Origin of the sequence: Veillonella sp. ICM51a, from assembly GCF_000524355.1 — a bacterium.
In the GTDB taxonomy this organism is placed as follows: domain Bacteria; phylum Bacillota; class Negativicutes; order Veillonellales; family Veillonellaceae; genus Veillonella; species Veillonella atypica.
In genome coordinates this window covers 1-25,871 of record NZ_JAPX01000046.1, presented here as the reverse complement: position 1 = coordinate 25,871, position 25,871 = coordinate 1, and the positions used below count along the sequence as shown (strand labels likewise).

The 25,871-nt window shown below is 38.9% G+C and carries 20 protein-coding genes and 2 pseudogenes; 16 read left to right on the top strand and 6 right to left on the bottom strand.

What is annotated here, in order from left to right:
* The first annotated feature begins 3 nt into the window (after positions 1–3).
* The 9 genes from fabF (at position 4) to uvrC (ending at position 15,000) form a co-directional block, all read left to right on the top strand.
* Positions 4–1,248 (top strand): beta-ketoacyl-ACP synthase II, encoded by a 1,245-nt coding sequence (fabF, locus tag HMPREF1504_RS08160; protein WP_005380883.1) that lies wholly within the window; start codon positions 4–6, stop codon positions 1,246–1,248.
* Entirely contained in the window at positions 1,248–1,991 is a 744-nt protein-coding gene (gene rnc / locus HMPREF1504_RS08155) for a ribonuclease III (protein WP_084644759.1), read from the top strand. The genes fabF and rnc overlap by 1 nt, the downstream gene beginning before the upstream one ends.
* 106 nt (positions 1,992–2,097) lie before the next feature.
* Positions 2,098–3,141 carry an elongator complex protein 3 gene (locus HMPREF1504_RS08150; RefSeq protein ID WP_038125004.1) on the top strand — a complete coding sequence of 348 codons (1,044 nt, stop codon included), beginning with the start codon at positions 2,098–2,100 and terminating at the stop codon, positions 3,139–3,141.
* A 45-nt stretch (positions 3,142–3,186) separates the two neighbouring features.
* Positions 3,187–6,741 (top strand): chromosome segregation protein SMC, encoded by a 3,555-nt coding sequence (smc, locus tag HMPREF1504_RS08145; RefSeq protein ID WP_038125002.1) that lies wholly within the window; start codon positions 3,187–3,189, stop codon positions 6,739–6,741.
* Positions 6,741–7,676 carry a signal recognition particle-docking protein FtsY gene (gene ftsY, locus HMPREF1504_RS08140; protein WP_005384208.1) on the top strand — a complete coding sequence of 312 codons (936 nt, stop codon included), beginning with the start codon at positions 6,741–6,743 and terminating at the stop codon, positions 7,674–7,676. Before smc ends, ftsY begins: the two co-directional genes overlap by 1 nt.
* The gene (locus HMPREF1504_RS08135) at positions 7,666–8,049 is read left to right on the top strand and encodes a hypothetical protein (protein WP_005380954.1); all 384 of its coding nucleotides are present in this window, start codon (positions 7,666–7,668) and stop codon (positions 8,047–8,049) included. The genes ftsY and HMPREF1504_RS08135 overlap by 11 nt, the downstream gene beginning before the upstream one ends.
* Positions 8,049–10,229, top strand: coding sequence for an excinuclease ABC subunit UvrB (gene uvrB / locus HMPREF1504_RS08130; RefSeq protein WP_038125000.1), 2,181 nt, complete (start codon positions 8,049–8,051; stop codon positions 10,227–10,229). Before HMPREF1504_RS08135 ends, uvrB begins: the two co-directional genes overlap by 1 nt.
* On the top strand, positions 10,226–13,078 hold the full coding sequence (gene uvrA, locus HMPREF1504_RS08125; RefSeq protein ID WP_038124998.1) for an excinuclease ABC subunit UvrA: 2,853 nt from the start codon (positions 10,226–10,228) through the stop codon (positions 13,076–13,078). The genes uvrB and uvrA overlap by 4 nt, the downstream gene beginning before the upstream one ends.
* An 83-nt stretch (positions 13,079–13,161) precedes the next feature.
* Positions 13,162–15,000, top strand: a complete 1,839-nt coding sequence (gene uvrC / locus HMPREF1504_RS08120) for an excinuclease ABC subunit UvrC (RefSeq protein ID WP_009660929.1) — start codon at positions 13,162–13,164, stop codon at positions 14,998–15,000.
* A 73-nt stretch (positions 15,001–15,073) separates the two neighbouring features.
* On the opposite strand, the gene HMPREF1504_RS08115 is transcribed toward uvrC, so the two are convergent.
* Positions 15,074–16,429 (bottom strand): MATE family efflux transporter, encoded by a 1,356-nt coding sequence (locus HMPREF1504_RS08115; RefSeq protein WP_038124995.1) that lies wholly within the window; start codon positions 16,427–16,429, stop codon positions 15,074–15,076.
* 191 nt (positions 16,430–16,620) lie between these two features.
* Between HMPREF1504_RS08115 and HMPREF1504_RS08110 the strand changes: the two genes are divergently transcribed.
* The 5 genes from HMPREF1504_RS08110 (at position 16,621) to HMPREF1504_RS08090 (ending at position 21,254) form a co-directional block, all read left to right on the top strand.
* Complete coding sequence (locus HMPREF1504_RS08110) at positions 16,621–17,280, top strand: TerC family protein (protein WP_005380893.1); 660 nt, start codon at positions 16,621–16,623, stop codon at positions 17,278–17,280.
* A 161-nt stretch (positions 17,281–17,441) separates the two neighbouring features.
* Positions 17,442–18,110 carry a TerC family protein gene (locus tag HMPREF1504_RS08105; protein ID WP_005380971.1) on the top strand — a complete coding sequence of 223 codons (669 nt, stop codon included), beginning with the start codon at positions 17,442–17,444 and terminating at the stop codon, positions 18,108–18,110.
* A complete protein-coding gene (gene rlmD, locus HMPREF1504_RS08100; protein ID WP_038124993.1) occupies positions 18,110–19,573 on the top strand; it encodes a 23S rRNA (uracil(1939)-C(5))-methyltransferase RlmD in 1,464 nt (487 codons plus the stop codon). Before HMPREF1504_RS08105 ends, rlmD begins: the two co-directional genes overlap by 1 nt.
* 249 nt (positions 19,574–19,822) lie before the next feature.
* Positions 19,823–20,233 carry a hypothetical protein gene (locus tag HMPREF1504_RS08095; RefSeq protein WP_038124992.1) on the top strand — a complete coding sequence of 137 codons (411 nt, stop codon included), beginning with the start codon at positions 19,823–19,825 and terminating at the stop codon, positions 20,231–20,233.
* A gap of 25 nt (positions 20,234–20,258) precedes the next feature.
* Positions 20,259–21,254, top strand: coding sequence for a type II toxin-antitoxin system antitoxin SocA domain-containing protein (locus tag HMPREF1504_RS08090; protein ID WP_038124990.1), 996 nt, complete (start codon positions 20,259–20,261; stop codon positions 21,252–21,254).
* Positions 21,255–21,547: 293 nt separating this feature from the next.
* On the opposite strand, the gene istB is transcribed toward HMPREF1504_RS08090, so the two are convergent.
* From istB to HMPREF1504_RS10580, 3 genes are all read right to left on the bottom strand, one after another.
* Entirely contained in the window at positions 21,548–22,303 is a 756-nt protein-coding gene (gene istB, locus HMPREF1504_RS08085) for an IS21-like element helper ATPase IstB (RefSeq protein ID WP_005382493.1), read from the bottom strand.
* Entirely contained in the window at positions 22,287–23,111 is an 825-nt protein-coding gene (locus HMPREF1504_RS10585; RefSeq protein WP_232203342.1) for a hypothetical protein, read from the bottom strand. Before HMPREF1504_RS10585 ends, istB begins: the two co-directional genes overlap by 17 nt.
* 189 nt (positions 23,112–23,300) lie before the next feature.
* Complete coding sequence (locus tag HMPREF1504_RS10580; RefSeq protein WP_232203341.1) at positions 23,301–23,585, bottom strand: hypothetical protein; 285 nt, start codon at positions 23,583–23,585, stop codon at positions 23,301–23,303.
* Positions 23,586–23,673: 88 nt separating this feature from the next.
* On the opposite strand from HMPREF1504_RS10580, the pseudogene tnpA reads away from it, so the two are divergent.
* A pseudogene (gene tnpA / locus HMPREF1504_RS08075) lies at positions 23,674–23,925 on the top strand (IS200/IS605 family transposase); the annotation flags it as partial.
* Positions 23,926–24,109: 184 nt separating this feature from the next.
* On the opposite strand, the gene HMPREF1504_RS08070 reads toward tnpA, so the two are convergent.
* Together HMPREF1504_RS08070 and HMPREF1504_RS08065 are read right to left on the bottom strand one after the other, a co-directional pair.
* Positions 24,110–24,700, bottom strand: a complete 591-nt coding sequence (locus HMPREF1504_RS08070) for a hypothetical protein (RefSeq protein ID WP_016476558.1) — start codon at positions 24,698–24,700, stop codon at positions 24,110–24,112.
* A 70-nt stretch (positions 24,701–24,770) separates the two neighbouring features.
* Positions 24,771–25,346, bottom strand: coding sequence for a hypothetical protein (locus HMPREF1504_RS08065; protein ID WP_016476559.1), 576 nt, complete (start codon positions 25,344–25,346; stop codon positions 24,771–24,773).
* 326 nt (positions 25,347–25,672) lie between these two features.
* On the opposite strand from HMPREF1504_RS08065, the pseudogene HMPREF1504_RS10575 reads away from it, so the two are divergent.
* A pseudogene (locus tag HMPREF1504_RS10575) lies at positions 25,673–25,871 on the top strand (IS21 family transposase); the annotation flags it as partial.

Below are 25,871 nucleotides of genomic sequence, written 5' to 3'. Positions count from 1 at the left end.
TAATTGGAAAAACGTGTAGTAATTACTGGCTTAGGAGCGATTACTCCGGTAGGTATCGGTAAAGAGAATTTCTACAATGCGTTGTTAGAGGGTAAATCTGGTATTGGCCCAATTACACGCTTTGATGCATCTGACTATGCAACACGCATTGCAGGTGAAGTAAAAGATTTTGATATTACTCAATATGGCGTAGATAAAAAAGAAGCTCGCCGTATGGACCGTTCCGTTGAATTTGCAATTGGTGCAGCTGTTTTGGCAGCTGATGATGCAAAATTAGCACTTGATGAAGAAGATTTGGACCGTTGTGGTACAGTAGTTGGTACTGGTATTGGCGGTATTGATTCTATCCATGATGTGTATACAACATTATTTGAAAAAGGTCCTGGTCGTGTTAGCCCATTTGCAGTTCCTATGATGATTGCAAATATGTCTTCTGCACGTGTATCCATTCGCCTAGGCTTGAAAGGTCCTGTTATTACAGACGTGACAGCTTGTACTTCTGGTACTAATGCAATTGGTGATGCATTCCGTATTATTCAACGTGGTGATGCAGACATCATGTTTGCAGGTGGTACTGAAGCTGCTGTTTCCCCTGCTGCTGTAGCTGGCTTCGCAGCTATGAAAGCTATGTCTACACGCAATGATGAGCCTACAAAAGCATCTCGTCCATTTGATAAGGACCGTGACGGTTTCGTAATGGGTGAAGGTGCAGGTATCGTTGTACTTGAAGAATTAGAACACGCTAAAGCTCGTGGTGCTCATATCTACGCAGAAGTAGTAGGCTATGGCACTAATGGCGATGCTTATCATATTACAGCTCCAGCTCCTGGTGGTGTACAAGCTCGTAAATGTATGGAATTAGCAATTAAAGATGCAGGTATTGATCCTAAAGAAATTAACTACATCAATGCTCACGGTACATCTACAGGCTTGAATGATAAAAACGAAACATTGGCTATTAAAGAATTGTTCGGCGACCATGCAAAAGATATCGCTGTTAACTCTACAAAATCTATGACCGGTCACTTGTTGGGCGCTGCTGGTGCGATTGAAACTATTGTAATGGCAATGGCAATCGAAACAGGTAAGGTTCATCCAACAATTAACTGTGATAATCCAGATGAAGGTTTAGACCTTGATTATGTACGTGAAGGTGCTCGTGATTTACATGTTACAGCAGCTCTTTCTAACTCCTTTGGCTTTGGTGGTCATAACGGTACACTTTGTGTTCGCCGTTATGAAGACTAATGGGGCGTCACGTATCGCATAAGAATACTATAATGACACAAGCTCGTGAAGATTCTCTTCATGAGCTTGTTAGTCGTTTACATATACCGAATATTGATATCTCGATTTTAGATTGTGCTTTTACTCATACATCTTATGCGAATGAACATAAATCTAAGCATATTCATCATAATCAACGCTTAGAGTTTCTTGGTGATGCTGTATTGGATTTAATTATTGGGGAATATTTATTTACAACATATCCCGATATGTCTGAAGGTAATTTGACTAAGATTAAGGCGGCTACAGTTTGTGAAGATTCATTAGCTACCGTTAGTCGTACATTGCATTTAGGTGATTATTTATTACTGGGCCATGGGGAAAAGTCCTCTGGTGGTAGTGATAGAAAATCCATATTAGCTGATACATTTGAATCATTGATTGGTGCGTTATATATAACGACTGACTATAAAACAGTAATGGACTTTGTTCTTCATCACTTAGCTCCTAATCTTAAACAAGCATTAGAAGGGAAGCGTGGTAAAGATTATAAGACACTGTTACAAGAATTTGTACAACGTGATGGTGATAAACATATAGTGTATAGTCTTATCAGTGAGTCTGGTCCTGATCATGCTAAGACTTTTATGATGGAGGTATCCATCGATGGGATTACCTATGAGGCAGGTACTGGTAAAAGTAAAAAAATAGCAGAACAACATGCAGCACAATTGACATTAGAACGGTTAATGGCTGCTATATAATAAGCGCCGCAAGGCGCTTTTTATATAGGAACTATTAATATGAGAACATTAAAATCGAAATGTATGTAATTAGAATCGTAAATAAGAATAGGGAGGAGGTATATTCATGAAATATGGTATGATTCCATTTTTTATCCCTCATGTGGGCTGTCCTCATGTGTGTACATTTTGTAATCAATCTCGTATTACAGAAATATCAGGCATAGGGTATTTGACTCCCGCATATATTACATCGACCATTAGAGATTATGTAGGCGAGTCTAGAGCGGATAAATATTGGGAGGTTTGTTTTTATGGAGGCTCCTTTTCCTCTATTGATCAAGAATTACAAAAACAATTATTAGCACCTGCGAATGAAGCGCTACAAGCGGGTATTATAGATGGTATTCGTTGTTCTACAAGGCCTGATGCCGTAAGTGATGGACAATTAGAATTACTGCGTTCATTTGGTATGAAGACCATAGAACTCGGCGTACAATCGATGGATGATACCGTACTATCTTTAGCTAAACGCGGTCATACCTCTGATGATGTAAAATTGGCTGTTAAACAATTAAGAAAGTTTGGATTTACCGTAGGACTACAACTGTTGCCGGGGCTTTTAGGCGATTCATGGGAAACGATAATACAAACAGCTGTTGAAATAACTGCATTGCAGCCTGATTTTGTACGTATTTATCCCGTTCTCGTCATAGATCATACGGAATTGGCGGAACAATATAAGTCAGGTATATATGAGCCATTATCATTGGAATTAGCATTACAGTATTGTGCATTTTTAAAGACTTGGTTTGAATCGCATCATATTACTGTTATTCGGACTGGATTGCAAAGCACTGAAGAACTCGATACAGGTACTAGTCTATTGGCAGGTCCTTATGAGCCTGCCATGGGAGAACTAGTGACTAATGAGCAGTGGAAGCAGCGCATAGCATATTGTATCGATGAGCATACAGAATATTTTAGAAATCTAATTCGTACCATTACGATATCCTATCCACGATGTCTTACGTCTAAGGTAAGGGGATTAAAAAAACGCAATGTTACATATTTCGAACGAGCATATGAACATATAGCTTTCACATGGCGAGAAAATAATGATATTGATACAGTACAATGCAGTATAGATGGCATGGTATATGTGGTATAATTAAAGATATGATTTAATGGGGTTATACTAAGAAAGGAGGCAGTCATGCAATTACTGCGGCTAGAATTAAAAGGATTTAAATCCTTTGCTGATAAAACAGTTGTAAAATTCTCCCCAGGGATGACTGCCGTTATTGGTCCTAACGGGAGTGGTAAAAGTAATATTACGGATGCTATGAAATGGGTTCTAGGGGAATCCAATGTGCGTAATTTACGGGGCCAACGTGCAGAGGATATCATTTTCTCAGGCACAGAAAAACGAAAACCGATGAGTGCTGCTGAGGTTACCCTTGTATTTGATAATGCAGATGGTCAACTCGATGTGGATATGCAAGAGGTAGCCATTACACGTCGTATCTATCGGACAGGTGAAAGTGAGTTCCTCATTAATAAACGGACCTGCCGTCTAAAGGATATTCACTTGTTATTAGCTGATACAGGCCTTGGCAAAGATTCGATGGCTATCATTGGGCAAAATCGTATCGATGCTATTCTTAATAGTAAACCAGAAGAACGGCGCCTTATATTTGAGGACGTTGCAGGCATTTCTCGTTTTAAAATTAATAAAGAGGATGCATTGCGTCGTATTGCGAGCACAGACCGGAATATGGAACGCGTTCGCGATATTATGGCGACCATTGAGGAACAATTAGGCCCTCTGGCAGAAAAAGCGGAAACGACAAAAAAATATATGGCATTAAGCCGTAGTAAACGCGAATATGATGGTGTTATCGGCTTTCACAATTATAAGACGGCTGATAGATTATTAACCCGTGCAGAAAATGACAATATTGCATTGAAGGATGAGGAAATTGAGCTACAAACGCAATTATCTACCCTCGATGCACGACGTCATACATTACAAGCTGAAAATGCAAAGGATCAAGAACAATTAAAATCTTGGGAAGCACAGTTTAGCGAAAAACAACGGGAAGAAGAACGCATCAATGGTACTGTAACACTACTAGAAGAACAGTTGCGTACAACTAAGCGCGAAGTAGAAGATACGTCTCTGCGTATTAGCGAAGCAGAAGCGTCTAAAAAGGGTGAAGAGCAGCAATTGCTTATTTTAGATCGCCTTATTGAGGATGAAACGGCTCAATTAGAATCTGAACGCACTCAATTCGTAGTTTTAGAGGAAAATTATAATAAGGCCATTGCTCAATTAGAGGCGGAACAATCATCATGGAAGTCCTTAGAAAGCGACAGACAAGCCTATCAACAGCGTCAATTAGATTTAGTTGCTAGTATTGAAACAGCGAAGGCTACATTGCGAAATTTAGAATCTCGTAAATCTGAGTCCGCTGTTCAAGTAGAAACTTTAGAAACGGAAATTAAAGAGGTTCAATCCAATTTATCGGCAGCGAAATCTGAACATGAATCCTTAGAAACTCAATTTAATGAGTTATCTAATAAACGGAAGTCCTTAGTTTATGAAGAACGGTCTGCATCAGAACGATTGCGAGAAGCTCGAAAGGCATTAAATCGCATGAGTAGCGATGTGCAAAAGGCACAGGGGCGATTAGAATTATTAGCACAATGGGCAGAACAACATGAAGGTTACTTAGAAGGAACTAAAAACATCCTTAACGGTAAGGGCCCATGGCGTGAAGCGATTAAAGGGGCGGTAGGTGATTTATTTACCGTAGATAACCGATTTACTGTTGCTATCGAAATCGCATTAGGTGGTAGTGTTAACCATGTTGTGACAACGACAGCTAAAGCCGCATCAGAAGGCGTTCAATTCCTTAAATCAATTCAAGGGGGGCGCGTTACCTTCTTGCCTATGGATTCTGTAAAAGGGCGACCTTATGATACTCCTGCATTGTCGGAAGATGGTGTCATTGGGACAGCTGTCGACTGTATTGAATTCGATGCTGCCTATAATCATATATTCCAATATTTGTTGGGCCGTACATTAGTTGTAGAAACAATGGAACGGGCTATTGCGTTACAAAAGAAATATAATCAGCAGTTACGCATCGTTACACTGACGGGTGAACAATTCCAACCAGGTGGTTCCTTAACTGGTGGTGCAACGAAGAAAAAACGCAGTTCCTTGTTAAGTCGTCGTGAAGAAGCGGCTCGTTTAGAGGCCGAATTAGCTTCTGTGGAAGAGCGTACAGCCAAACTGGAACAACAAATTAAAGATGAAGAAAATCGTATTGAACGGGCGCAACGTGAGCGAAGTGTGTTGGATGAACAATTTCAACACACCAATCTTTTGTTCTCAGCCAGTCAAACGAAGATTCAGAACATTGAAAATCAATTAGAACGTAAAAAGCGTGTGCTTCATGATGAACAGGAACGTATCGTTCAAATTGACGTGGACATGGGACAAACAAAACATGTGCTTTCACAATCTGAATCGGAATTGGCAGCGTTACATAATTCACCTGAACAACAAGGTGATCAATCGGCAATTATGGAACGATTAAGTACGCTGCAAAAGGCACAGCAAGAGGCATATGAAGCTTTTACAGCCTCTAGATTGTTTTGTGAACGTTTAGAAAGCACTATAGAAGAACGTAAGGTACAACAAGAGCAACGAAAGCAAAATTTGGAAACCATAGCATCTCGCTTAGAACCTCTCATGGAGTTATTACACTCTAGTGAAGAGCGTTTGAATGTTGTGATTCCTGAACAAATTCGAGTTGCTAATGAGTCTCTTGAAGCGATTCGTGAAGAGGTTGAAAAATTTCGTGCTTTACGTGATGAAGCGTATCAATCGACTGCTGGTGCACGGGAGGAGATTGAATCAATTTTAGCTGAACAAGACCGACTCAACCAGCGGTATAAGGTGGTTCAAAATCGTCTAGTTGAAGCAGAAGGTAAATTGACGCGTTATCGCATGGATTGTGATCGTGCTGTAGAGGATTTGAATGAATTAGGCTATTCATTGGAAGATGCACAGCATATAAATATTGTCGGCTCTGTGAATGATTGGAAAATGGAACAAGCTCGTTTAATGGCGGAAATTGCAGAACTTGGATCTGTAAATCCTAATGCTGTAGAAGAGTATGAAGAGACGAAAACTCGGTATGATTTCTTATCGAATCAATTAGCAGATCTCGATACGGCAAAAGAGCAATTACAGGCGGTTATCGCTGAAATGGATAAGGCCATGAGCACGCAACTCTATGATGTATTAGAGGTGGTAGGTAAGCAGTTCCAACATGTATTCAGTCAATTATTTGGTGGTGGCACGGCTCAAATCGTACTTACCGACCCAGAAAATATCTTGACTGGTGGGATTGATTTCTACATCCAACCACCAGGGAAAAAGCGTCAGCAATTGACGTTGCTATCTGGTGGAGAACGAGCACTCACAGTTATTGCCTTATTGTTCTCGTTCCTCGACTATCGTCCGGCTCCATTCTGTGTGCTTGACGAAGTTGATGCTGCTTTGGATGAAGCAAATGTAGAGCGATTTAGTTCTTATTTGAATCGGGTAAATAAGGAAACACAGTTTATCGTCGTATCACATCGTAAGAAAACGATGGAAGCTGCCGAAGTATTACAAGGGGTTACCATGGTGGAACGCGGTGTATCTCGATTGTTAACGGTTTCATTTGAAGATGTGAAGGAGGATCTAGCATAATGGCATTCGGATTCTTTAATAAAATTAAAGAGGGCTTAGAAAAAACTCGTAAGTCCTTTGTAAAAAATGTAGAAACAGTGATCATTGGTTATGCAGAAATCGATGATGATTTTCTTGATGATTTAGAAGCGGTCATGCTCACTAGCGATTTAGGTCCTAAGACTACAGAGTATTTGATGAAGGAAATCCGTCGTGGTGTTACAGAAGGTGTTATTAACAATACTGGTGATGTAATGCCATTCATGGAAGACCGCATCACAGAAATGTTAGTTGACCAAGAGGATGAAATCACACTTCACCACCCAGAGGTTATCTTGGTTGTTGGTGTTAATGGTGTGGGTAAGACTACAACTATTGCTAAATTGGCAAACTACTATACTAAGGAAGGTAAAAAGGTTATCATCGCTGCTGGAGATACATTCCGTGCGGCGGCGGCGGACCAATTATCTATCTGGGCTGACCGCGTAGGCGTACCTATCGTAAAACATAAGGAAGGTGCGGACCCTGCTGCCGTTGTATATGATGCGATGGAAGCCGCAAAGGCTCGTAATGCAGACATGGTAATTGTCGATACGGCTGGTCGTCTTCATACAAAAGTAAATCTTATGGAAGAACTTAAAAAAATGGGCCGCGTAGCGAACAATCATGTAGAGGGTGCTCCGCATCAAACATTGCTCGTTCTCGATGGCACTACAGGTCAAAATGCGGTAAGCCAAGCTAAATTATTTGGTCAAGCCGTACCTGTTAATGGTATTGTAGTTACTAAATTAGATGGTACTGCGAAAGGTGGCGTAGTTATTTCTATTAAAGAAGAACTAGGCGTACCTGTACGTTGGATTGGCGTTGGTGAAGGCATGGATGATTTACGTCCATTTAATGCAAAAGAATTTGCCAATGCACTATTTAATAAAGGAATGATTCAAGGTGACAAATAAATATAACCGGGAATTCTTACTTGAATATGTAGAATCTGAAAATAAAAAAAATGAATGTAATGTAAGCCTAGAAAACATGGAAAAAATCGTTAGCTTAATCGAGTATTTCGGTATTGAATTATATCGTCCTATTACGAGATTACTACTTTCAAACTGGGAAGAAATTACAGATCGTATTAATAACTATACTGAATCAGATTGGATGATGGCCGATGAAATTCAAAAGACCACGCCTACATTAGATCGCTTCTCCATTGCTATGCTCATCGAAGTGTTAGAAGGTGAGGATACATTGAACCAAGCTGAAAATGCAGGTCGTCGTTTGTCAGAGGAAGAACTCAAGGCTATCCGTAAACATCAGGATGAACAGTAATGAAACATAATAGCTATAACTATGAAGGGGGCCAACCATTTAAAGTGGAGGCGCCCTTTACGCCTACTGGGGACCAACCTACAGCCATTCAATCTCTTACAGACGGGATTGAGCGTGGCGAATGGGCTCAAGTTCTATTAGGTGCGACTGGTACAGGAAAAACCTTTACCATGGCAAAGGTCATCGAGGCGGTTCAGAAACCGACCTTGATTATCGCCCATAATAAAACATTGGCTGCTCAACTTTGCAGCGAGTTTAAAAGTTTCTTCCCTAATAATGCGGTAGAATACTTTGTATCTTACTACGATTTTTATCAACCAGAAGCGTATATCCCTTCTAGCGATACGTACATCGAGAAGGATGCATCTATTAATGATGAAATCGATAAATTGCGCCATAGTGCTACCATGAGTTTATTTGAGCGCCGAGACGTTATCATCGTTGCTTCTGTTAGCTGTATTTATGGCTTAGGTGATCCGGAGGACTATTCTGATCTCGTATTGTCCTTGCGATTAGGTCAGACGAAATCTCGTGATGAAATTCTGTCTAAACTCGTAGATATCCAATATACGCGTAATGATATGAATTTTATTCGCGGTACCTTCCGCGTACAAGGGGACACCATAGAAATTTTCCCTGCTGCCTATAGTGAAAGAGCCATTCGGGTGGAACTATTCGGCGATGAAATCGACCGTCTTGTTGAGGTGGATGCATTAACGGGAGAAGTCATTGCAGAGCGCAAACATGTTGCGGTCTATCCTGCATCTCACTATGTTACAACAAAAGAAAAAATGAAAATTGCAGTAGAGCGAATTGAGGCAGAACTTGATGAGCAGTTGGCAAAACTGAAAGCAGAAGATCGTCTGCTCGAGGCGCAACGTCTTGAACAGCGCACCCGTTATGATATAGAAATGATGCAAGAAATGGGCTACTGCTCAGGCATCGAAAACTATTCCCGCCATATGTCGGAGCGTAAAGCAGGGGAAGCACCATATACATTGATTGATTATTTCCCTGATGATTTCCTCATCATGGTAGATGAATCTCATGTAACCATTCCACAGGTTCGTGCCATGTACAATGGGGATAGAGCGCGTAAAGAATCTCTTATCGAATATGGCTTCCGTTTGCCGTCAGCTCTCGACAATCGACCATTGAAATTCGATGAGTTTGTAGAACGAATCAATCAAATCGTGTATGTATCAGCAACGCCAGGACCGTATGAAATGGAAGTAGAAACGAATGTAGCAGAGCAAATCATTCGTCCTACAGGGCTACTCGATCCATCCATTGAAATTCGTCCTATTAAGGGGCAAATGGATGATTTACTCGGTGAGATTCATAAGCGTGCCGCTAAGAATGAACGGGTTCTCGTTACGACATTGACGAAGAAGATGGCTGAAGATTTAACGGAATTCTTGAAGGAAATGGGTGTTCGTGTTCGTTACCTTCACTCGGATATCGTTACCATCGAGCGGGCCGAAATCATCCGTGATTTGCGGGCCGGTGTATTCGATGTATTGGTCGGTATCAACTTGCTCCGCGAAGGCCTCGATATGCCAGAGGTTTCCTTGGTGGCTATTTTAGATGCAGATAAGGAAGGTTTCTTACGCTCTGATACAGCTATGATTCAAACTATCGGTCGTGCAGCGCGTAATGTGAATGGTCATGTTATTATGTATGCTGACCGTGTAACCGGTTCTATGCAACGCGCTATGGACGAAACAGATCGTCGTCGTGCAGTACAAGAGGCATATAATATTGAACATCATATTACGCCAAAATCTGTATCTAAAGATGTGAAAGAGCTTATTGAGCTCACTAAAATTGAAGAAGATATGGTTACCGATGGCAAAGGGCTTTCACCAAAGAAGGGGAAAAAGAAGTCCTCTGCAGCTGGTATGGACCATGGCCACGAACCATATGCTCAAGATGCAGATGCTACTAAGGTAGCAGAGATTACGGCGGAAGAACTATATAACAAGATTGAAGAGCTTGACCGTCAAATGAAGGCGGCTGCTAAACAGTTGGAATTTGAAAAGGCTGCCAAATTACGTGACCAATTGGGCGAACTTCGTCAACAATGGTCCGCTATGCATAGTGTCGGTGACAGTAAGTTAAAAAAACCACGAAAAAATTCTAAGAAACAATCACCAAAAAGTAAAAAGGTACATATATGAAAGATCAATTGATTGTAAAAGGTGCACGTCAGCATAACCTTAAAAATATAGATATTTCACTACCGCGAGACAAGTTCATTGTCTTAACTGGTTTAAGTGGATCCGGTAAATCGTCTCTTGCTTTCGATACGATTTACGCAGAAGGTCAACGACGGTATGTAGAATCACTGTCGGCCTATGCTCGTCAATTTTTAGGACAAATGGATAAGCCTGATGTAGATTATATTGAAGGTTTATCTCCAGCCATTTCTATCGACCAAAAGACTACAAGTCGAAATCCTCGTTCTACAGTTGGTACGGTGACGGAGATTTACGACTATTTACGTCTATTATTTGCCCGCGTTGGACATGCTCATTGTCCAGAGTGTGGTAAACCCATTACACAACAAACGATTCAACAAATGACGGATGATGTGATGAGTTTTTCTGAAGGGACAAAGATTTTAATCTTAGCACCTATGATTCAAGGAAAAAAAGGGGAACATAAATCCGTCTTTGAACAACTGCGAAAAGAGGGTTTTGTCCGTGCTCGCGTTGATGGTGTGGTACGTACGATGGATGAGGATATTGTATTAGAGAAAAATAAAAAACATTCCATCGATATTCTTGTAGATCGTCTCGTTGTCAAAGAAGGCATTGAATCCCGGTTAGCAGACTCTATGGAGACTGCATCTAAATGGGCAGAAGGTATCGTTATTGTTCAAGAAGTAGATGGCCCAGAGCATATGTATAGTCAAAACTTTGCATGCCCTGATTGTCATATTTCATTACCAAAAATTGAGCCCCGTATGTTCTCTTTCAATAGTCCCTTTGGGGCATGCCCCGCTTGTTTGGGTATTGGCTCTACCATGGAGGTTGATGAAAATCGCGTCATTCCAGATGGCTCTATTAGCTTTGCCGATGGTTGTGTACAGGCGTTAAGCTCTAATCCTAATGCATGGTTTATGCGTCAGTTAGAAGGCTTGTTGAAAGCGAATGGCTACTCTTTAGAGTCTACCTATGATGAATTACCAAAAGCATTACAGAAGAAGGTCATGTATGGTACGACGGACAAGGTGGCTTTCACCTATGAAAATATGCGTGGCGAAGAAAAGGAATTTTTCACCGAATACGAAGGTATTTTGCCGATGGTGAAACGCCGTCATAGCGAAGCATCTACCGATTCTATGCGCGAAGAATTTGAAAAATTCATGTCCATTAAACCATGTACGACCTGTCATGGCGCCCGTCTTAAACCCGAGGTATTAGCAATTACCGTAGGGGATAAGAATATTAATGAAGTAACCCAATTGACGATTAAAGAAGCGCTAGATTTCTTTAGTCACTTGCAATTAACTGACAGAGAACAAGTGATTGGGGCTCAAATTTTGAAGGAGATTAATGCACGACTTGGATTCCTCAATAATGTAGGCCTTGATTACCTTACTATGAATCGGAGTGCAGGCACCTTATCCGGTGGTGAAGCACAGCGTATTCGGTTAGCAACGCAAATTGGTTCTGGTCTTGTTGGTGTGTTGTATATTCTTGACGAGCCATCCATCGGTCTACACCAACGAGATAATGATCGACTTATCGATACCTTAAAAGGGTTGCGTGACCTTGGTAATACACTGCTCGTTGTAGAACATGATGAGGATACAATGCGCGCTGCAGATTACCTTGTAGATATTGGACCAGGTGCGGGCGAGCATGGTGGTCAAGTCGTTGCTGCAGGGACTGTAGATGAGGTTATGCAGGTGAAAGACTCCATTACCGGTCAATATTTGAGCGGCCGCAAGTTTATAGCTCTTCCTGACGAACGACGTAAACCTGGTAAAAACTGCATCGAAATTCGAGGTGCCAAAGAAAATAATCTACAAAATATTAATGTGAAATTCCCAATTGGACTATTTACAGTTGTTACAGGTGTCAGCGGTTCTGGTAAGTCTACTTTGATAAATGAAATCTTATATAAAGGGCTGGCAAATCAGCTATATCGTTCGTATCATAAGGTGGGGGCTCACAAAGAGATTCGAGGCCTAGAGCATATCGATAAAATCATCAATATTGATCAAAGCCCTATCGGTCGCACACCTCGTTCTAATCCTGCTACGTATACAGGCGTATTCGATGCGATTCGTGAATTATATAGTCAAACGCCAGAGGCTAAGATGCGTGGGTATAAGCAAGGGCGTTTTAGTTTCAATGTAAAAGGTGGCCGCTGCGAAGCTTGTCGTGGGGATGGTATCATCAAAATTGAAATGCATTTCTTGCCAGATGTGTACGTGCCTTGTGAGGTCTGCAAAGGGGCTCGCTACAACCGGGAAACACTAGAGGTTAAATATAAGGGCAAATCTATTGCAGATGTGTTAGATATGACCGTAGATGATGCAGTAGAATTCTTTAGTGCTATCCCTAAAATTTACAAGAAAATGGTAACGTTGCAAGAGGTTGGTCTTGGCTATATTCGTTTAGGCCAAGCGGCAACCACATTATCTGGTGGTGAAGCACAACGGGTTAAATTGGCCACAGAATTAGCACGTCGCAGTACAGGTAAAACATTATATATCCTTGATGAACCTACAACAGGCCTTCATGCAGAAGATATTAGAAAGCTTTTAGATGTATTGCAGAAACTGGTAGATGGTGGCGATACAGTTATCGTAATTGAGCATAATCTAGATGTTATCAAAACGGCTGATTATATTATTGATTTAGGTCCTGAAGGTGGTAACCGCGGTGGTACCATCGTGGCTACCGGTACACCGGAACAGATTGCAAAGGTGAAAGAAAGCTATACAGGAAAATTCTTAGGTCCTGTATTAGAACAGACTAATACATTTATGAATGCTGCAAAGAAAAAGAAATAATTTGTATGGCAATGCCTTGCATGGTTGCGACAATGAAGTATTAATTATAATGATATGGAGAATTGACGAAGAAAGGAGGATATATGCCGTCTGAAGAGTTATTAGAAAAGGTTAGCCATTTACCGACCACACCAGGGGTTTATTTATGGCGTGATCAATATAACCGCATCATCTATGTTGGTAAAGCGATTAATTTACGCAATCGCGTGCGATCCTATGTGCGTAATGATGCGAATCGGGCGCCTAAGGTAACGGCGATGATGAAGCGTGCCGTCGATGTAGAGATTATTCAAACAAAGACGGAAATGGAAGCCCTCATATTAGAAAATACGCTTATCAAAGAACATAAGCCGAAATACAATATTTCCCTTAAGGACGATAAAACGTATCCTTATGTTAAAATCTCTGTTCAAGAAGACTACCCTCGCGTATATATGACACGTCGCCTTGAGCGTGATGGGGCTAAATATTTTGGGCCCTTTACCGATGTAACAGCCGTTCATGTAGTCCTCAAGTTGATTCGTCAGTATTTCCCATTGCGTACCTGTAAATCGATGAAGGTAGAACGCCCTTGTTTGCAATATCATATGCACTATTGTGAAGCGCCATGCTTTCATAAGATATCAGTACCGGATTATCGTAAATATATCGATGAAATTATAGAACTCTTTGAGGGCAAACCAATCCCCTTGCTTAAAGAAATTAAGGAAAAGATGGAAGAAGCTGCGGAAGAGCTTCGATTTGAAGATGCAGCACGTTATCGAGACCAATTGACGAGCATTGAAAAAATTCAAGAAAAACAGCGGATGGTAACGCAACGTGGTGATCTAGATGTACTGGGGATAGCTGTAGATGGTCAATTGGCATGTGTACAATTACTCTTTATTCGAGGTGGCCGTCTATTAGGCCGAGAAAACTACTTCGTGCAAAATGAAGGTGACTCGGAAGAAACCATTATGACTGATTTTATTAAGCAGTACTATGGGGATACTACCTTTATTCCTAAAGAGCTATTATTGCCTATGGAAAGTTCTGAGCAACATCTATTTAAGGATTGGTTTAGTGACATGAAGGGCCAACAGGTCGATGTCCTTGTGCCTCAACGTGGCTATAAGATGGACATGATTAAAATGGCTCATGAAAATGCTGAAACATTCCTTGAAGAACGTCGCCGCCAATGGCAATACCAAATCGATAAGAGTGGAGGTGCCGTTAAGAAATTGGCGGAGGTCCTCGATTTACCTCGATTACCAGAGCGTATGGAGTGCTTTGATATTTCCCATACACAAGGCTCTGAAACCGTAGCCTCCATGGTTGTATTTGAAGGCGGCAAGCCAGCTAAGAAGGAGTATAGACGCTTTAAATTAAAGACTACACAGGGAAAGCCCGATGACTTTAAATCGATGGCAGAAATCATGGAACGCCGCTATGGTAATGAAACGGATTGGCCTATGCCAGACCTCATTATTATCGATGGTGGTAAGGGGCAGCTCAATGCATCTATACCGCTCATACGCGCTGTAGGTGTTACAGATGTGCCTGTTATATCCTTGGCAAAACGGATAGAAGAGGTCTTTGTAGAGGGGCAATCGGATAGCATCATTTTGAGTCATCATTCACCAGAGTTGCAATTATTGCAACAAATTCGTGATGAAGCCCATCGATTTGCTATTACCTATCATCGTAAATTGCGGGGCAAACGTAACTTAGAATCCGTACTCGATCACATTGATGGTATTGGTCCTAAACGACGTAAGGCTTTATGGGCTCATTTCAATAGCTTAGAGGCTATGAAAAAAGCCAGTATAGATGAATTAGCTAAGGTCGATTCTATGAACTATAAGACGGCGGAAACATTATACAATTTTTTCCGCATGTCGAATGTTGAAAAACAAGATGTATTACAAGGCAATACAATGTAATACAAAAATAGTTAATACCTTATAGTAGAAAAGCAGCACTGCTGATTATGACTTGCAGTGCTGCTTTTGTGCGTTATGCTTTTATATGTACTTGTTTGTGTTGAATATACCATGTTCGAATGGTGAATAGTATGCCTGCTACAATTACGCTAGCTAATAGGCCTATCCATACACCAAATGGGCCGTAATTTGGGTTGTTGGCAAGAATGTATGCAATAGGGAAGCAAACGCCCCAATAGGAAATGAGAGAAATATAGAATACAATTTTTACATCCTTGTAGCCCCGTAGAATACCTTGTAACGGTGTACCAATGGCATCGAAGGCGGAGAAGAAAACGCCATACCCGAGGAATCTATAAATTAGATTATATACCTCTTCATCATTTGTAAATAATGCAGATATGCTTTCCATATGAGTGAATGTGAAAGCACAAATCAAAATCGCAATGACAATGGCTAACACGCGAGAAATGTAGGAGTATTGAATAGCTTCTTTATGTCGCTTAGCACCGACTTCATAGCCTACAGCAATGGTGGAAGCCATGGCAATGCTAAGTGGTAAGCAATAGAACACGTTGGTAAAGGCAATGACCGATTGGTGAGCTGCCACGACAGCGGATCCAAAGTGCACCATCAATAGGCCGGCAATACTGAAAATGCTGGCTTCAAAAAAGATGGAAGAACCGATTGGCAAGCCGATTTGTAATTGCTCACGTATGTATTGCCATTTGGGGCGTACCCAATCTTTATAGATACGATATCCCTTTAATTTAGGATGGAAGAGCACCATCGCACTAAATAAAATAAAGTTTGTCCAACATGCTCCGGCAATACCATAACCAGCACCGACACCACCAATTTCAGGCAATCCGAAGTGCCCAAATATCAGTGAGTAGTTTAAGAATACATTCACTATAAAACTCGTTACTACAATGGCCATAGAATAGTGAGTTAACCCGTGGGAATCAACGGTGTTACGCAATGTATTAACCCATAACAGAGGGAATAGGCCAAGTGCGAAAGCTTTCAAATAATTGATACAAACAGTCGTAGCAGCAGGTTCTAAGTTAAGGAAATTTAGTAATGGTACTAATCCGAAAACACCGATTAATAATATAATAAGTGCTAGGGTTGTTGCAATATAAAACCCTTGGTAGACGATGGTAGGTATACTATCTGTTTTCTTGGCTCCTAATAGCTGTGCAATGATCGGGGTGATACCCATTAGGGTCCCTTGTGCAAAGATATAGAATAATAACCATAGATTGTACCCTGTAGCAACCCCAGCTAAATCAATTGTACTATATTGTCCTGTTAAGAAGATGGCGATAAATGTGCCCCCTACAAGAGAAAATTGGGTGATGCACATAGGAGTAAATAGTTTAATGAACAACCATAATTTTTGTAGTATGGAATATGTTTGATACATAATGACCTCCTAAATTGATGATATATTTTAACATAGTCTATCTATTATGGCTAGGTGTATTAAAAACTATAGAATATAGTTATATACATGTATTCGTATTACGAATAGATGGATACATTACAGTATTGTACAAGGTAGATGCTCTTTAGTATAATAAGTACATTAAATATTTTCGTTATAGGAGGTACGAATTGGACATTGTATCTGTTCAAGGTTTGTTGGCAATGTTACAAATCATTGTCATCGATATTCTGTTGGCCGGCGATAATGCCATTGTGATTGGCATGGCTGCACGAAATTTACCGGCTCATTTACAAAAGAAAGCCATTTTCTGGGGCACAGCAGGTGCTATCATTTTACGTCTCGTTATGGCATTCCTCTTCGTTGAGGCTTTAAATACAATTCCAGCGCTTCGTTTGGTAGGTGGTATCCTTTTATTATGGATTGGGTACAAGCTCGTTGCTGATGATGACAGTGAGCATAATATCGAGGCCAAGGATAGTTTGCGAGCTGCCATCATGACGATTGTCATTGCTGACGGTATCATGGGTATCGATAATGTAATCGGTGTAGTAGGCGCTGCAGGTGGCCACATGACAATGGTTGCTATTGGTATGCTTATTACGGTGCCTATCATCGTGTATGGTAGTACATTATTTGTGAAAGTCATCGAGCGTTTCCCAATTATTCTCTACGTGGGTGGTGGTATCCTAGGATGGGTCGGCGCTGGCATGAGTGTGGAAGATACATTAATTGCTCATACAGTTGAACCGTATGCGCTGTATATTAAAATAGCTGCCGTTATCCTTGTAGTAGGTGCATCTTTAGTAGTAAAACAACTTAAAAAATAATTGGAATGTATAATATCTCTTCTCTTTTTTACAGGAGGAGAGATATTTTTTTGCAGTAGATTATGAAAGATATTAAAGCATTTGTTTTAGATGAGAAAATACATAAAATATGGTATAGTTAAGGGATAGTTATAGAATTAATTATAGTTGAGGTGCATATAATGGAATTTTTAGAAGCGGCCACGTGGGTTACGATTGGCAAAATTATATTGATAGATATTTTATTAGCCGGAGATAATGCTGTAGTTATCGGTATGGCAGCCGGTAAATTAGCCCCAGAACTTCAAAAGAAAGCCGTTATATGGGGGACGGCAGGTGCCATTTTAATGCGCCTTCTGTTTGCCACCGTTTTGGTAGAAGCGTTAACCTTGATTCCTCTCGTTCATTTAGGCGGTGGACTTGTGCTCATATGGATTGCCATTCAGCTTTTAAAAGGCGATGATGAAGAGGCTCATATTGAAGCTAAAAACTCCTTAATGGGTGCTATCTGGACGATTATCGTTGCCGACGCTATGATGAGTATCGATAATGTCATCGGTGTTGTGGGCGCTGCAAAAGGTCATTTAGAGCTTGTTATCGTTGGTATGCTAATTACGGTACCTATCATCGTATTTTGTTCTACACTATTCGCTCGTATTATTAACAAATTCCCAGCCATTCTTTGGGCTGGCGGTGCACTACTTGGATGGGTTGCCGGTGAAATGATCGTAGAAGATCCACTTCTTTTACCATATATTCAAGGGGAAGAATTACTCGTTAAATTTGGTGCGGTATTCTTTGTACTCATCGTGACTGGTATCATTAAAATTTGGAAGAAAAGAGACGCGTAATGAACGGTACAGGTCGTACATCTCGTAAACATAAATCTAAAGGTAGACAACAACATACAGGTGGAAAACTTTCTAAAAAACAACAGGCCATTCTAAATGCGCCTGTTAAACTTGGTGAGGAGGTTTTGGTAATCATTCACGGTATTGGCAGTAGTGGAGAAGGTGTAGGTCGCGTAGATGATTTTACTGTCTTTGTTCCCTTTGCATTGCCTGGAGAAACGGTGAAAGTATCTATTAATATGGTGAAAAAGACCTATGCTACAGGCAAGTTAATAGATATTGTAACACCAGCTTCTAATCGTATAGAGCCAACTTGTGAACTCTATGGCGTATGTGGTGGTTGTCAATTACAACACATTACCTACGAAGGGCAGCTTTCACTAAAAACACAAAAGGTGAAGGATGTTATTGAACGAATTGGTCACCAAAATCCTAATCTTGTAAAACCTGCACTAGGACCAAAAGAACCTTGGGCGTATCGAAACAAGATGCAAATGCCTGTAGGGGGTGCTAGAGGCGACATTCAAATGGGGTTCTATGCGATGGGGTCTCACGATATCGTACAGGGGACGAATTGTCCTATCCAGGATGATGGAAATAATACTATTGCACAAGTTTGTTATGATATTGCAAAAGATTTAGACATTGAGCCCTATGATGAACACACAGGAAAGGGCGTATTGCGCCATGTTATCGGACGTATCGGTCAATCCGGATGGATGGTCATTCTCGTAACTGCTACTGAACATTTACCGCATCAAGAAGCATGGGTTAAAAACATAACCAATCGTATACCACAAGTGGAAACCATCGTTCATAATGTGAATGGTAAACGAACCAATGTCATTTTAGGTCCTACTAATCATGTTATCTATGGAGATGGTACAATCACTGATCATATTAAGGACCTACGATTTAATTTATCGCCACATTCATTCTTCCAAGTGAATCCAGAACAAACTACGGTGCTTTATGATCAAGCGTTAGCTTATGCGGACCTAAAAGGTGATGAAACTGTTATCGATGCGTACTGTGGTACAGGTACCATCTCATTATTTCTAGCTCATAAAGCTAAACATGTTATCGGCATTGAAATCGTAGAGCCAGCCATTATCAATGCTCGTGAAAATGCCCGAAATAATGGCTATGACAATACTGAATTCATCGTCGCTGATGCGGCCGTAGAAATGCCAAAACTCTATAAAGCCGGCGTACGACCAGACGTCATCGTATTCGATCCAATTCGCGCAGGCTGTAAAGAAGAAGTACTAACCTCTGCAGCTGGCATGGAACCAAAACGCATTGTCTACGTATCCTGTAACCCAGCTACCATGGCGCGAGATATTGAAATATTGACACACTATGGCTATGAACTAAAAGAAGTACAACCTGTAGATATGTTCCCTATGACCGCTCATGTTGAGTGCGTAAGTCTGTTGGTAAAAACACAGAATTTAAAATGAGCAAAACTTTAGTAAATATAGGTCTTTTAGAGAGTTGATGTGGCTAAAATTTGAAGTGGGAAAATGGGCTTGAAACTGCATGAAATAATCGGGGACAAGTATTACCCTTAAAAGATAATAGGTATAGGATTGACATCTTGTAGTAATTTAGAGTGCTTTTTGCATTATTGATAAAATGCACCAATTGATACATAAAATTTGACAAAAAGAGTTTGATAAGGTATTATTGTATTATAAAGAGGTGATACAATGAATCCTTATTATAATCAGAACTACACAAAAGATGAGATAGAGGTAGTTTTAGATAAAATTAAAAGTTGTGTGGGAAATGATAAGTATACAATAGCTTTAAATGAGAATAGGCAGGAAAATATAGATTTTATTAATGAATACAACATTCGCAGCAATAAACAAAAAAATATTTTATTACAATTGGAGGTAGAAGATTTTTGTCATACTTTGCAGAATACAAAATTAGGGTATGAGTATGAGGTATTGTATGTTTTTGTACCTCAAGTGCAATTATTTAATGCTGATGGCGTAGAAGAAGTTGTTGAAGTTTACACAAAGTTTAATCTTATTGATATGCCTAATGGATGTAGGACAGTAATAATTTCTTTTCATAAACGAAATAAGCCAATAGATTATCTATTTAGGTAAAGAAAGTTTGAAAGGAGACAGTATTATGACTGAAAAAAAAGTATTTTGTGAAGAATGCAGAAATGATGTGGAATTTTCTGTTATGAATAAGCAGTTGGAAGGCACAATTAAAGGTGAGACATATAGTTATCCTGGTAAAGTTGCGCATTGTGCTGACTGTAATTCAGCAATTTATGTAGACGAAATAAATGATTTTAATTTAAAAGCTTTATATGATAAATATAGGGAAGAACATGGGATTGTCTCATTAGAAATAATTTTAAAGATACCAGAGAAATATGAAATAGGAAAGAGACCATTGTCATTATTGTTGGGTTGGGGAGAGCAAACGTTTTCTCGCTACTGCGATGGGGATATTCCAACAAAGCAGTACTCAGACGTATTAAAAAAAATCTATGATGATCCTAAGTATTATGAAGGCATTTTAGAAGCAAATAAAGGAAATTTAAAAACAGATTATACTTATAGAAAAAGTAAAAAGGCTGTTGAAGAACTTCTTATGAATGTTGTCTGCAAATCGACTAAAATAGATTTAGCAATCGAATATTTATTAGATCAGTGTGAAGATATTACTCCGTTAGCATTACAAAAAGCTTTGTATTATATTCAGGGATTTTATTATGCGTTTTATAAAACATTCCTGTTTAGCGAAGATTGTCAGGCTTGGGTGCATGGCCCTGTTTATAGAGATATTTATTTTAGATATCGAGATTATAAATTCGACCCTATAGAATATAATAATGGGTTTGATGCGACAGTTTTTTCGGCAGCAGAAAAAGCAGTTTTAGAAAGCGTGGTTAAGCATATTTGTTGCTATAGTGGAAAGGTGCTAGAAAAATTTACGCATTCAGAAACACCATGGCTATCTACTAGGGGGAATCTTTTAGAATCAGAATTATCAGATAAAATAATAGATAAAACTGATATTGGAGACTATTTTGATAGTGTAAAAGAAAAATATAATATGATTAATCCTAATGATATTAAAGAATATACTCAGACTATGTTTCGGCAAATATAGGTAGTGGTTTGGGAAGACGTTTAATTTTATTATTAGAGAAGATTAAAAATAGATTTCCTCCGATAGTGAATATAAAGAGGAAATCTATTTTACGTGTTTTTGTAAAGTAAAAGTAGGAAATGTCTGTGGAAGGGCCTTCTTGTCTACAAAATGTAGATAAGATTTTATGAACTTACGTTTAGTTCACAATACAATATTGCTTTAAGAACAGTAGCATTGGAAAAACTGCGTTGTACTTTTAAGTGTAAATGTCAATATAAGAATGTACAATTTTGACGATGTACAATGTACAGTTATTCCTTCTGTTGCATATGGTTTCGTAACCGGTATGAATCTCCAGTTATGCTAATCACATGTGCATGGTGAAGTAATCGATCAACAATAGCATTAGCTACTCGCTCATCATGTAAAATGGTAGCCCACTCATCAAAATTAATGTTAGACGTTACGATGGTACTTTTCTTTTCGTACCGTCTATCAATAATTTGAAATAGTAAGTTAGCATCACCTGGTTGTAACGGTAAATAGCCAATTTCATCAATGATGAGTAATTGGTAGCGTGCATAATGCTTGAGCCGAGTTTCTAATCGTCCTTCATCTTTTGCACTCTTAAGGTTTTGAATTAAATCATGGCATTTAATAAAATAGGTGCTTCGTCTGTTACGAGAGCTTTCAATACCTAGTGATGTAGCTAAATGTGTTTTCCCAACTCCGCTAGAGCCAAGAAATACAATGTTTTCAGCTTGTTCCATGAATCCTAATGATGCTAAATCCTTAATTTGCATTTCGTTAATTTGTGGTTGAAATGAAAATTCAAAATCAGCTAGTGTTTTCAAATGAGGAAAATTACTAATTTTCACCATATGGTTAATTACGTTTTGTCGTTTAATATCAACTTCGTAATCACTCAGCTTCAATAACCACTCAATATGAGATAAGCTCTGTGTATTAGCTAATTCAATTGTTTCATCTAGGTGTAACATGCATTGTTTTAGTTTTAGATATGCTAGATTATCTTGTAAGCGTTGGTAATTAGTCTGTAGTGTCATAGATAGCTCCTATCTTTTCCAAATTAGATTTTGCTTTAGCTTTCACATCTTCAGAACTTAGATAAGGAATTGTTTTCTGCAATTGTGCCTCATAATGAGAAGGCAAATAGTTAACCTTCTTATCACTTAATGGGTGCTGTGCAATCAATTCTGTGCTATCATATATGTATAGCATCTTATCTATGGTCTTTAAGGTCATAGATTTGGCCACATATCCTGGTGGTACAGAATAGTGGCTACCACGAAAGCTAATGAGATTACTTGCTGAAACCTTAGCTTTTGGGTGATCTATGCGGTAGGAATCTCTTATCACTTTTGTTGGAAGTGGGGTAAGAGATTCCTTTTCTTTTTCAAGCAGTGCAGACGGTATTTGTCTTGTAGCTTGAGAAATCGCTAGATTACTACGTAAAATAATTTTTTGAATCTGTTCTTCCACTTCTTGTATTGTTAATTTTCCTTGGTACGCATGAATTTCATCTAGAATTTTCATTTGGCTTTCTACTTTGCCTTTCGTTTGTGGTCGGCGAGCAATACACGGCTTAAATGTAAAGCTAAAGTCACTTGAAAAATGTTCTGCTTTAGTATGAAGCTGTCCTTTTGTTCCAGCTAGTCTCGGTTGTACTATCACGGTTTTCATATTATCTGTTAATAGTACATGTGGAACACCTTGTAATTGTTCAAAGAATTCTACCAATGTATCTTGTAGTGTTTCAGTAGTTCTATCGAAAGTGACTTTTGCTAATTTGTATCGAGAATAGCCTAATGTCATTAGTAATATATTAAAAGTTATATGTATTCCATCATGCAATAAGAATTTAATATTCTCTTTCCAATCAACTTGAGCCTGTTCAGCTTGTGCGGTTTCAAAGCGTATCGTATGCTGCGTACTAGGCGATGTATATTTCCTATCAAAATAAGATTGAAATACTGGTATCTTTGAAATATAACCACGAAATATAGAATAAGCAGCTGTGAGTCCATGGTTATCTACTAAGTATTACCACAGAACACGCTTGTAATAAAACTGTTGGGGCGTATCTTCAGATAATAAAGTCTGTATTATGTCATAAAATTTATCAATCATAGATGGTTTATGACGATGTGGATCAGGCGTGCCATTTTCATAATGAGATTTTATGCTGCGTCTATCATAGTCTAATTCACGACCTAGTAAACTATAATTAGGTTTCAAATTGCAAGCCTCCAGAATGTCTCTTAATATTGGTAAATCTAATAATGATGTTACAGTAAATAAACTATTAATTCCGTATACGTATTGCATGTTGTTACCACCTCAACTATAGTATCGGTGATATAATCAAAATTGTACATTCGTATATCATCATTTTTATACATTCTCAGAGTATTATTTACACGTATCGAGTCTTATGAGATATTTAAAAAGCAAAAGTAGCCTCATGATATTCGATAAACACGCAAATTTAAAATATAAGTATGGAAATAGACATTTCTGGTGTAGAGGATATTATGTGGATACAGTGGGAAGATACGAAGGAGCGATAAAAGAGTATATTCGCAATCAATTACAAGAAGATATAGCACAAGATACATTAAACTTTAAAGAATATACCGACCCGTTTACGGGTGAGCCGGTAAAATAGGCAAAATAAAAGCCCCCGAGTAGGGGGCAGCCAGTGGTAATAGAGTGGTTGTCAGATTATTCAAAGCCCTCTTTAGAGGGCCACCACTAGAGAAAGACCCTTATAGGGTCAGAGCAAACCACCCGTTCTACGGGTGGTTATGATTGAAAGAGAAGCCATCGTTTTATGAAAACCTTTTAAAGCACTATTTAATTTTGTTGACGTTAAATATTTTTAAATGTTCTGGCAGGGTAGGTGAACCATCAGCTGATTTTACCTCTACACGAATATGCATTGTTGTGTTGAACTGAGGATACATATTTTTACATTCCGCACAAAGTTGATTGATGCGAAGAAAGAGGTTTTGAATATCATGATTGTGGACCGCATCATATGGAATAGTGAGGCTGAAACTCCAAGCATCTTCTCCGAAAAGGTATCTCCTATAAGATACATAGTTTAATTCTTCATCGGTGAGATATTTTTGAAATAAAGGGTATATGGTTACCAACGGAATATTTGTATAAATGAATTTATCTGTAATAGGGAGGCCGCCACCATCGTAATTTACATTTTCTTCCTGTATTAAAATAGGTAGATTTGGATAGGCGTCGAAGGTTGCGGTCCAGGTGTGGTTAATGTGTTTTTCTATGGTGTAAGGCATATGAGGGTAGTTTTGAGATATATATTCTTTTACTTCCTCAGTAGAATAGTGTGTGAATAGGTGGCATCCAGATGTGGTGAGTAGTATAGCGAGAAACACCATAGTTGTAAAGGCTTTATGCTGTATTTTCATTTCAATGGATCTCCTTCGATTATAAAGGCGTATTCATTACAATAGTATTATACTTAACATAATTTCTTTATTAATATTGGGATAAGCGGAATATTTTTCTGTACTCTTCCGGTGCATCAGAACCATCAGATGGTTTTATGATGACTCTAATATATATTTTTTCTTTGAAATCTGGATATGTTGCAGCATATTCTTTGCAGAATTGATCCATTCGATTGTAAAAATTTGTTACATCATGGTTTTCTATGGCTGAATAAGGAATTGGCATTTCAATATACAAAGTAGATGTATCGTATGTAGCATAGGATAATTCTTCTGTTGTTAGATAGTTTTTCATTAATGGGAATGCGGTTATTAATGGAATATTGGTTATCAGTACTCGGTCGACTTGTGGCACTACAGGTGCAGAGGTGTGTATGCCTTCAGATATTTCAATGGGCATTTGTGGATATTTGTCAAAGGTGACTTGCCATGTATTGCCCCATCGTGATTCTAGGTGATAGGTTAGATTAGGATAGTTCTTATTTATATATTGTTGTACCTCATCCTCACTATAATGTGAGAGGAGATGACAACCCGTTGTTAGTATGAGTGAGACGATAATCAGCGGCAATAATATAAATCGTTTTAGGGCAAATAGTTTCATTGTATATTCCTTTTATACTACTTTAGAAAGCCCAGTAAATCATAATTACTTTACAGGCATTGTTTAATTTATTAGCGGAATTTTGGAGTACATTATTTTAATTATATTATACCTAAATTATATGTTTACTCATATAGTTGATTGTAAATGATACTCTAAGAATGTACAAAAATGATGATATAAGAATGTACAATTTTAATTGTATCACCGATACTATAGTTGAGGTGATAACAACATGCAATACGTATACGCTATTAACAGTTCATTTACTGTAACATCATTATTAGACTTACCATTATTAAGAGACATTCTGGAGGGTTTGCAATTTGAAACCTAATTATAGTTTACTAGGTCGTGAATTAGACTATGATAGACGCAGCATAAAATCTCATTATGAAAATGGCACGCCTGATCCACATCGTCATAAACCATCTATGATTGATAAATTTTATGACATAATACAGACTTTATTATCTGAAGATACGCCCCAACAGTTTTATTACAAGCGTGTTCTGTGGCAATACT

What these genes read in the sequence shown, in the direction of transcription:
- rnc (WP_084644759.1), top strand. Translation starts at nt 1,248, where the DNA reads ATGGGGCGTCACGTATCGCATAAGAATACTATAATGACACAAGCTCGT.
- HMPREF1504_RS08150 (WP_038125004.1), top strand. Translation starts at nt 2,098, where the DNA reads ATGAAATATGGTATGATTCCATTTTTTATCCCTCATGTGGGCTGTCCT.
- smc (WP_038125002.1), top strand. Translation starts at nt 3,187, where the DNA reads ATGCAATTACTGCGGCTAGAATTAAAAGGATTTAAATCCTTTGCTGAT.
- ftsY (WP_005384208.1), top strand. Translation starts at nt 6,741, where the DNA reads ATGGCATTCGGATTCTTTAATAAAATTAAAGAGGGCTTAGAAAAAACT.
- uvrB (WP_038125000.1), top strand. Translation starts at nt 8,049, where the DNA reads ATGAAACATAATAGCTATAACTATGAAGGGGGCCAACCATTTAAAGTG.
- uvrA (WP_038124998.1), top strand. Translation starts at nt 10,226, where the DNA reads ATGAAAGATCAATTGATTGTAAAAGGTGCACGTCAGCATAACCTTAAA.
- uvrC (WP_009660929.1), top strand. Translation starts at nt 13,162, where the DNA reads ATGCCGTCTGAAGAGTTATTAGAAAAGGTTAGCCATTTACCGACCACA.
- HMPREF1504_RS08115 (WP_038124995.1), bottom strand. Translation starts at nt 16,429, where the DNA reads ATGTATCAAACATATTCCATACTACAAAAATTATGGTTGTTCATTAAA.
- HMPREF1504_RS08105 (WP_005380971.1), top strand. Translation starts at nt 17,442, where the DNA reads ATGGAATTTTTAGAAGCGGCCACGTGGGTTACGATTGGCAAAATTATA.
- rlmD (WP_038124993.1), top strand. Translation starts at nt 18,110, where the DNA reads ATGAACGGTACAGGTCGTACATCTCGTAAACATAAATCTAAAGGTAGA.
- HMPREF1504_RS08095 (WP_038124992.1), top strand. Translation starts at nt 19,823, where the DNA reads ATGAATCCTTATTATAATCAGAACTACACAAAAGATGAGATAGAGGTA.
- HMPREF1504_RS08090 (WP_038124990.1), top strand. Translation starts at nt 20,259, where the DNA reads ATGACTGAAAAAAAAGTATTTTGTGAAGAATGCAGAAATGATGTGGAA.
- istB (WP_005382493.1), bottom strand. Translation starts at nt 22,303, where the DNA reads ATGACACTACAGACTAATTACCAACGCTTACAAGATAATCTAGCATAT.
- HMPREF1504_RS10580 (WP_232203341.1), bottom strand. Translation starts at nt 23,585, where the DNA reads ATGCAATACGTATACGGAATTAATAGTTTATTTACTGTAACATCATTA.
- HMPREF1504_RS08070 (WP_016476558.1), bottom strand. Translation starts at nt 24,700, where the DNA reads ATGAAAATACAGCATAAAGCCTTTACAACTATGGTGTTTCTCGCTATA.
- HMPREF1504_RS08065 (WP_016476559.1), bottom strand. Translation starts at nt 25,346, where the DNA reads ATGAAACTATTTGCCCTAAAACGATTTATATTATTGCCGCTGATTATC.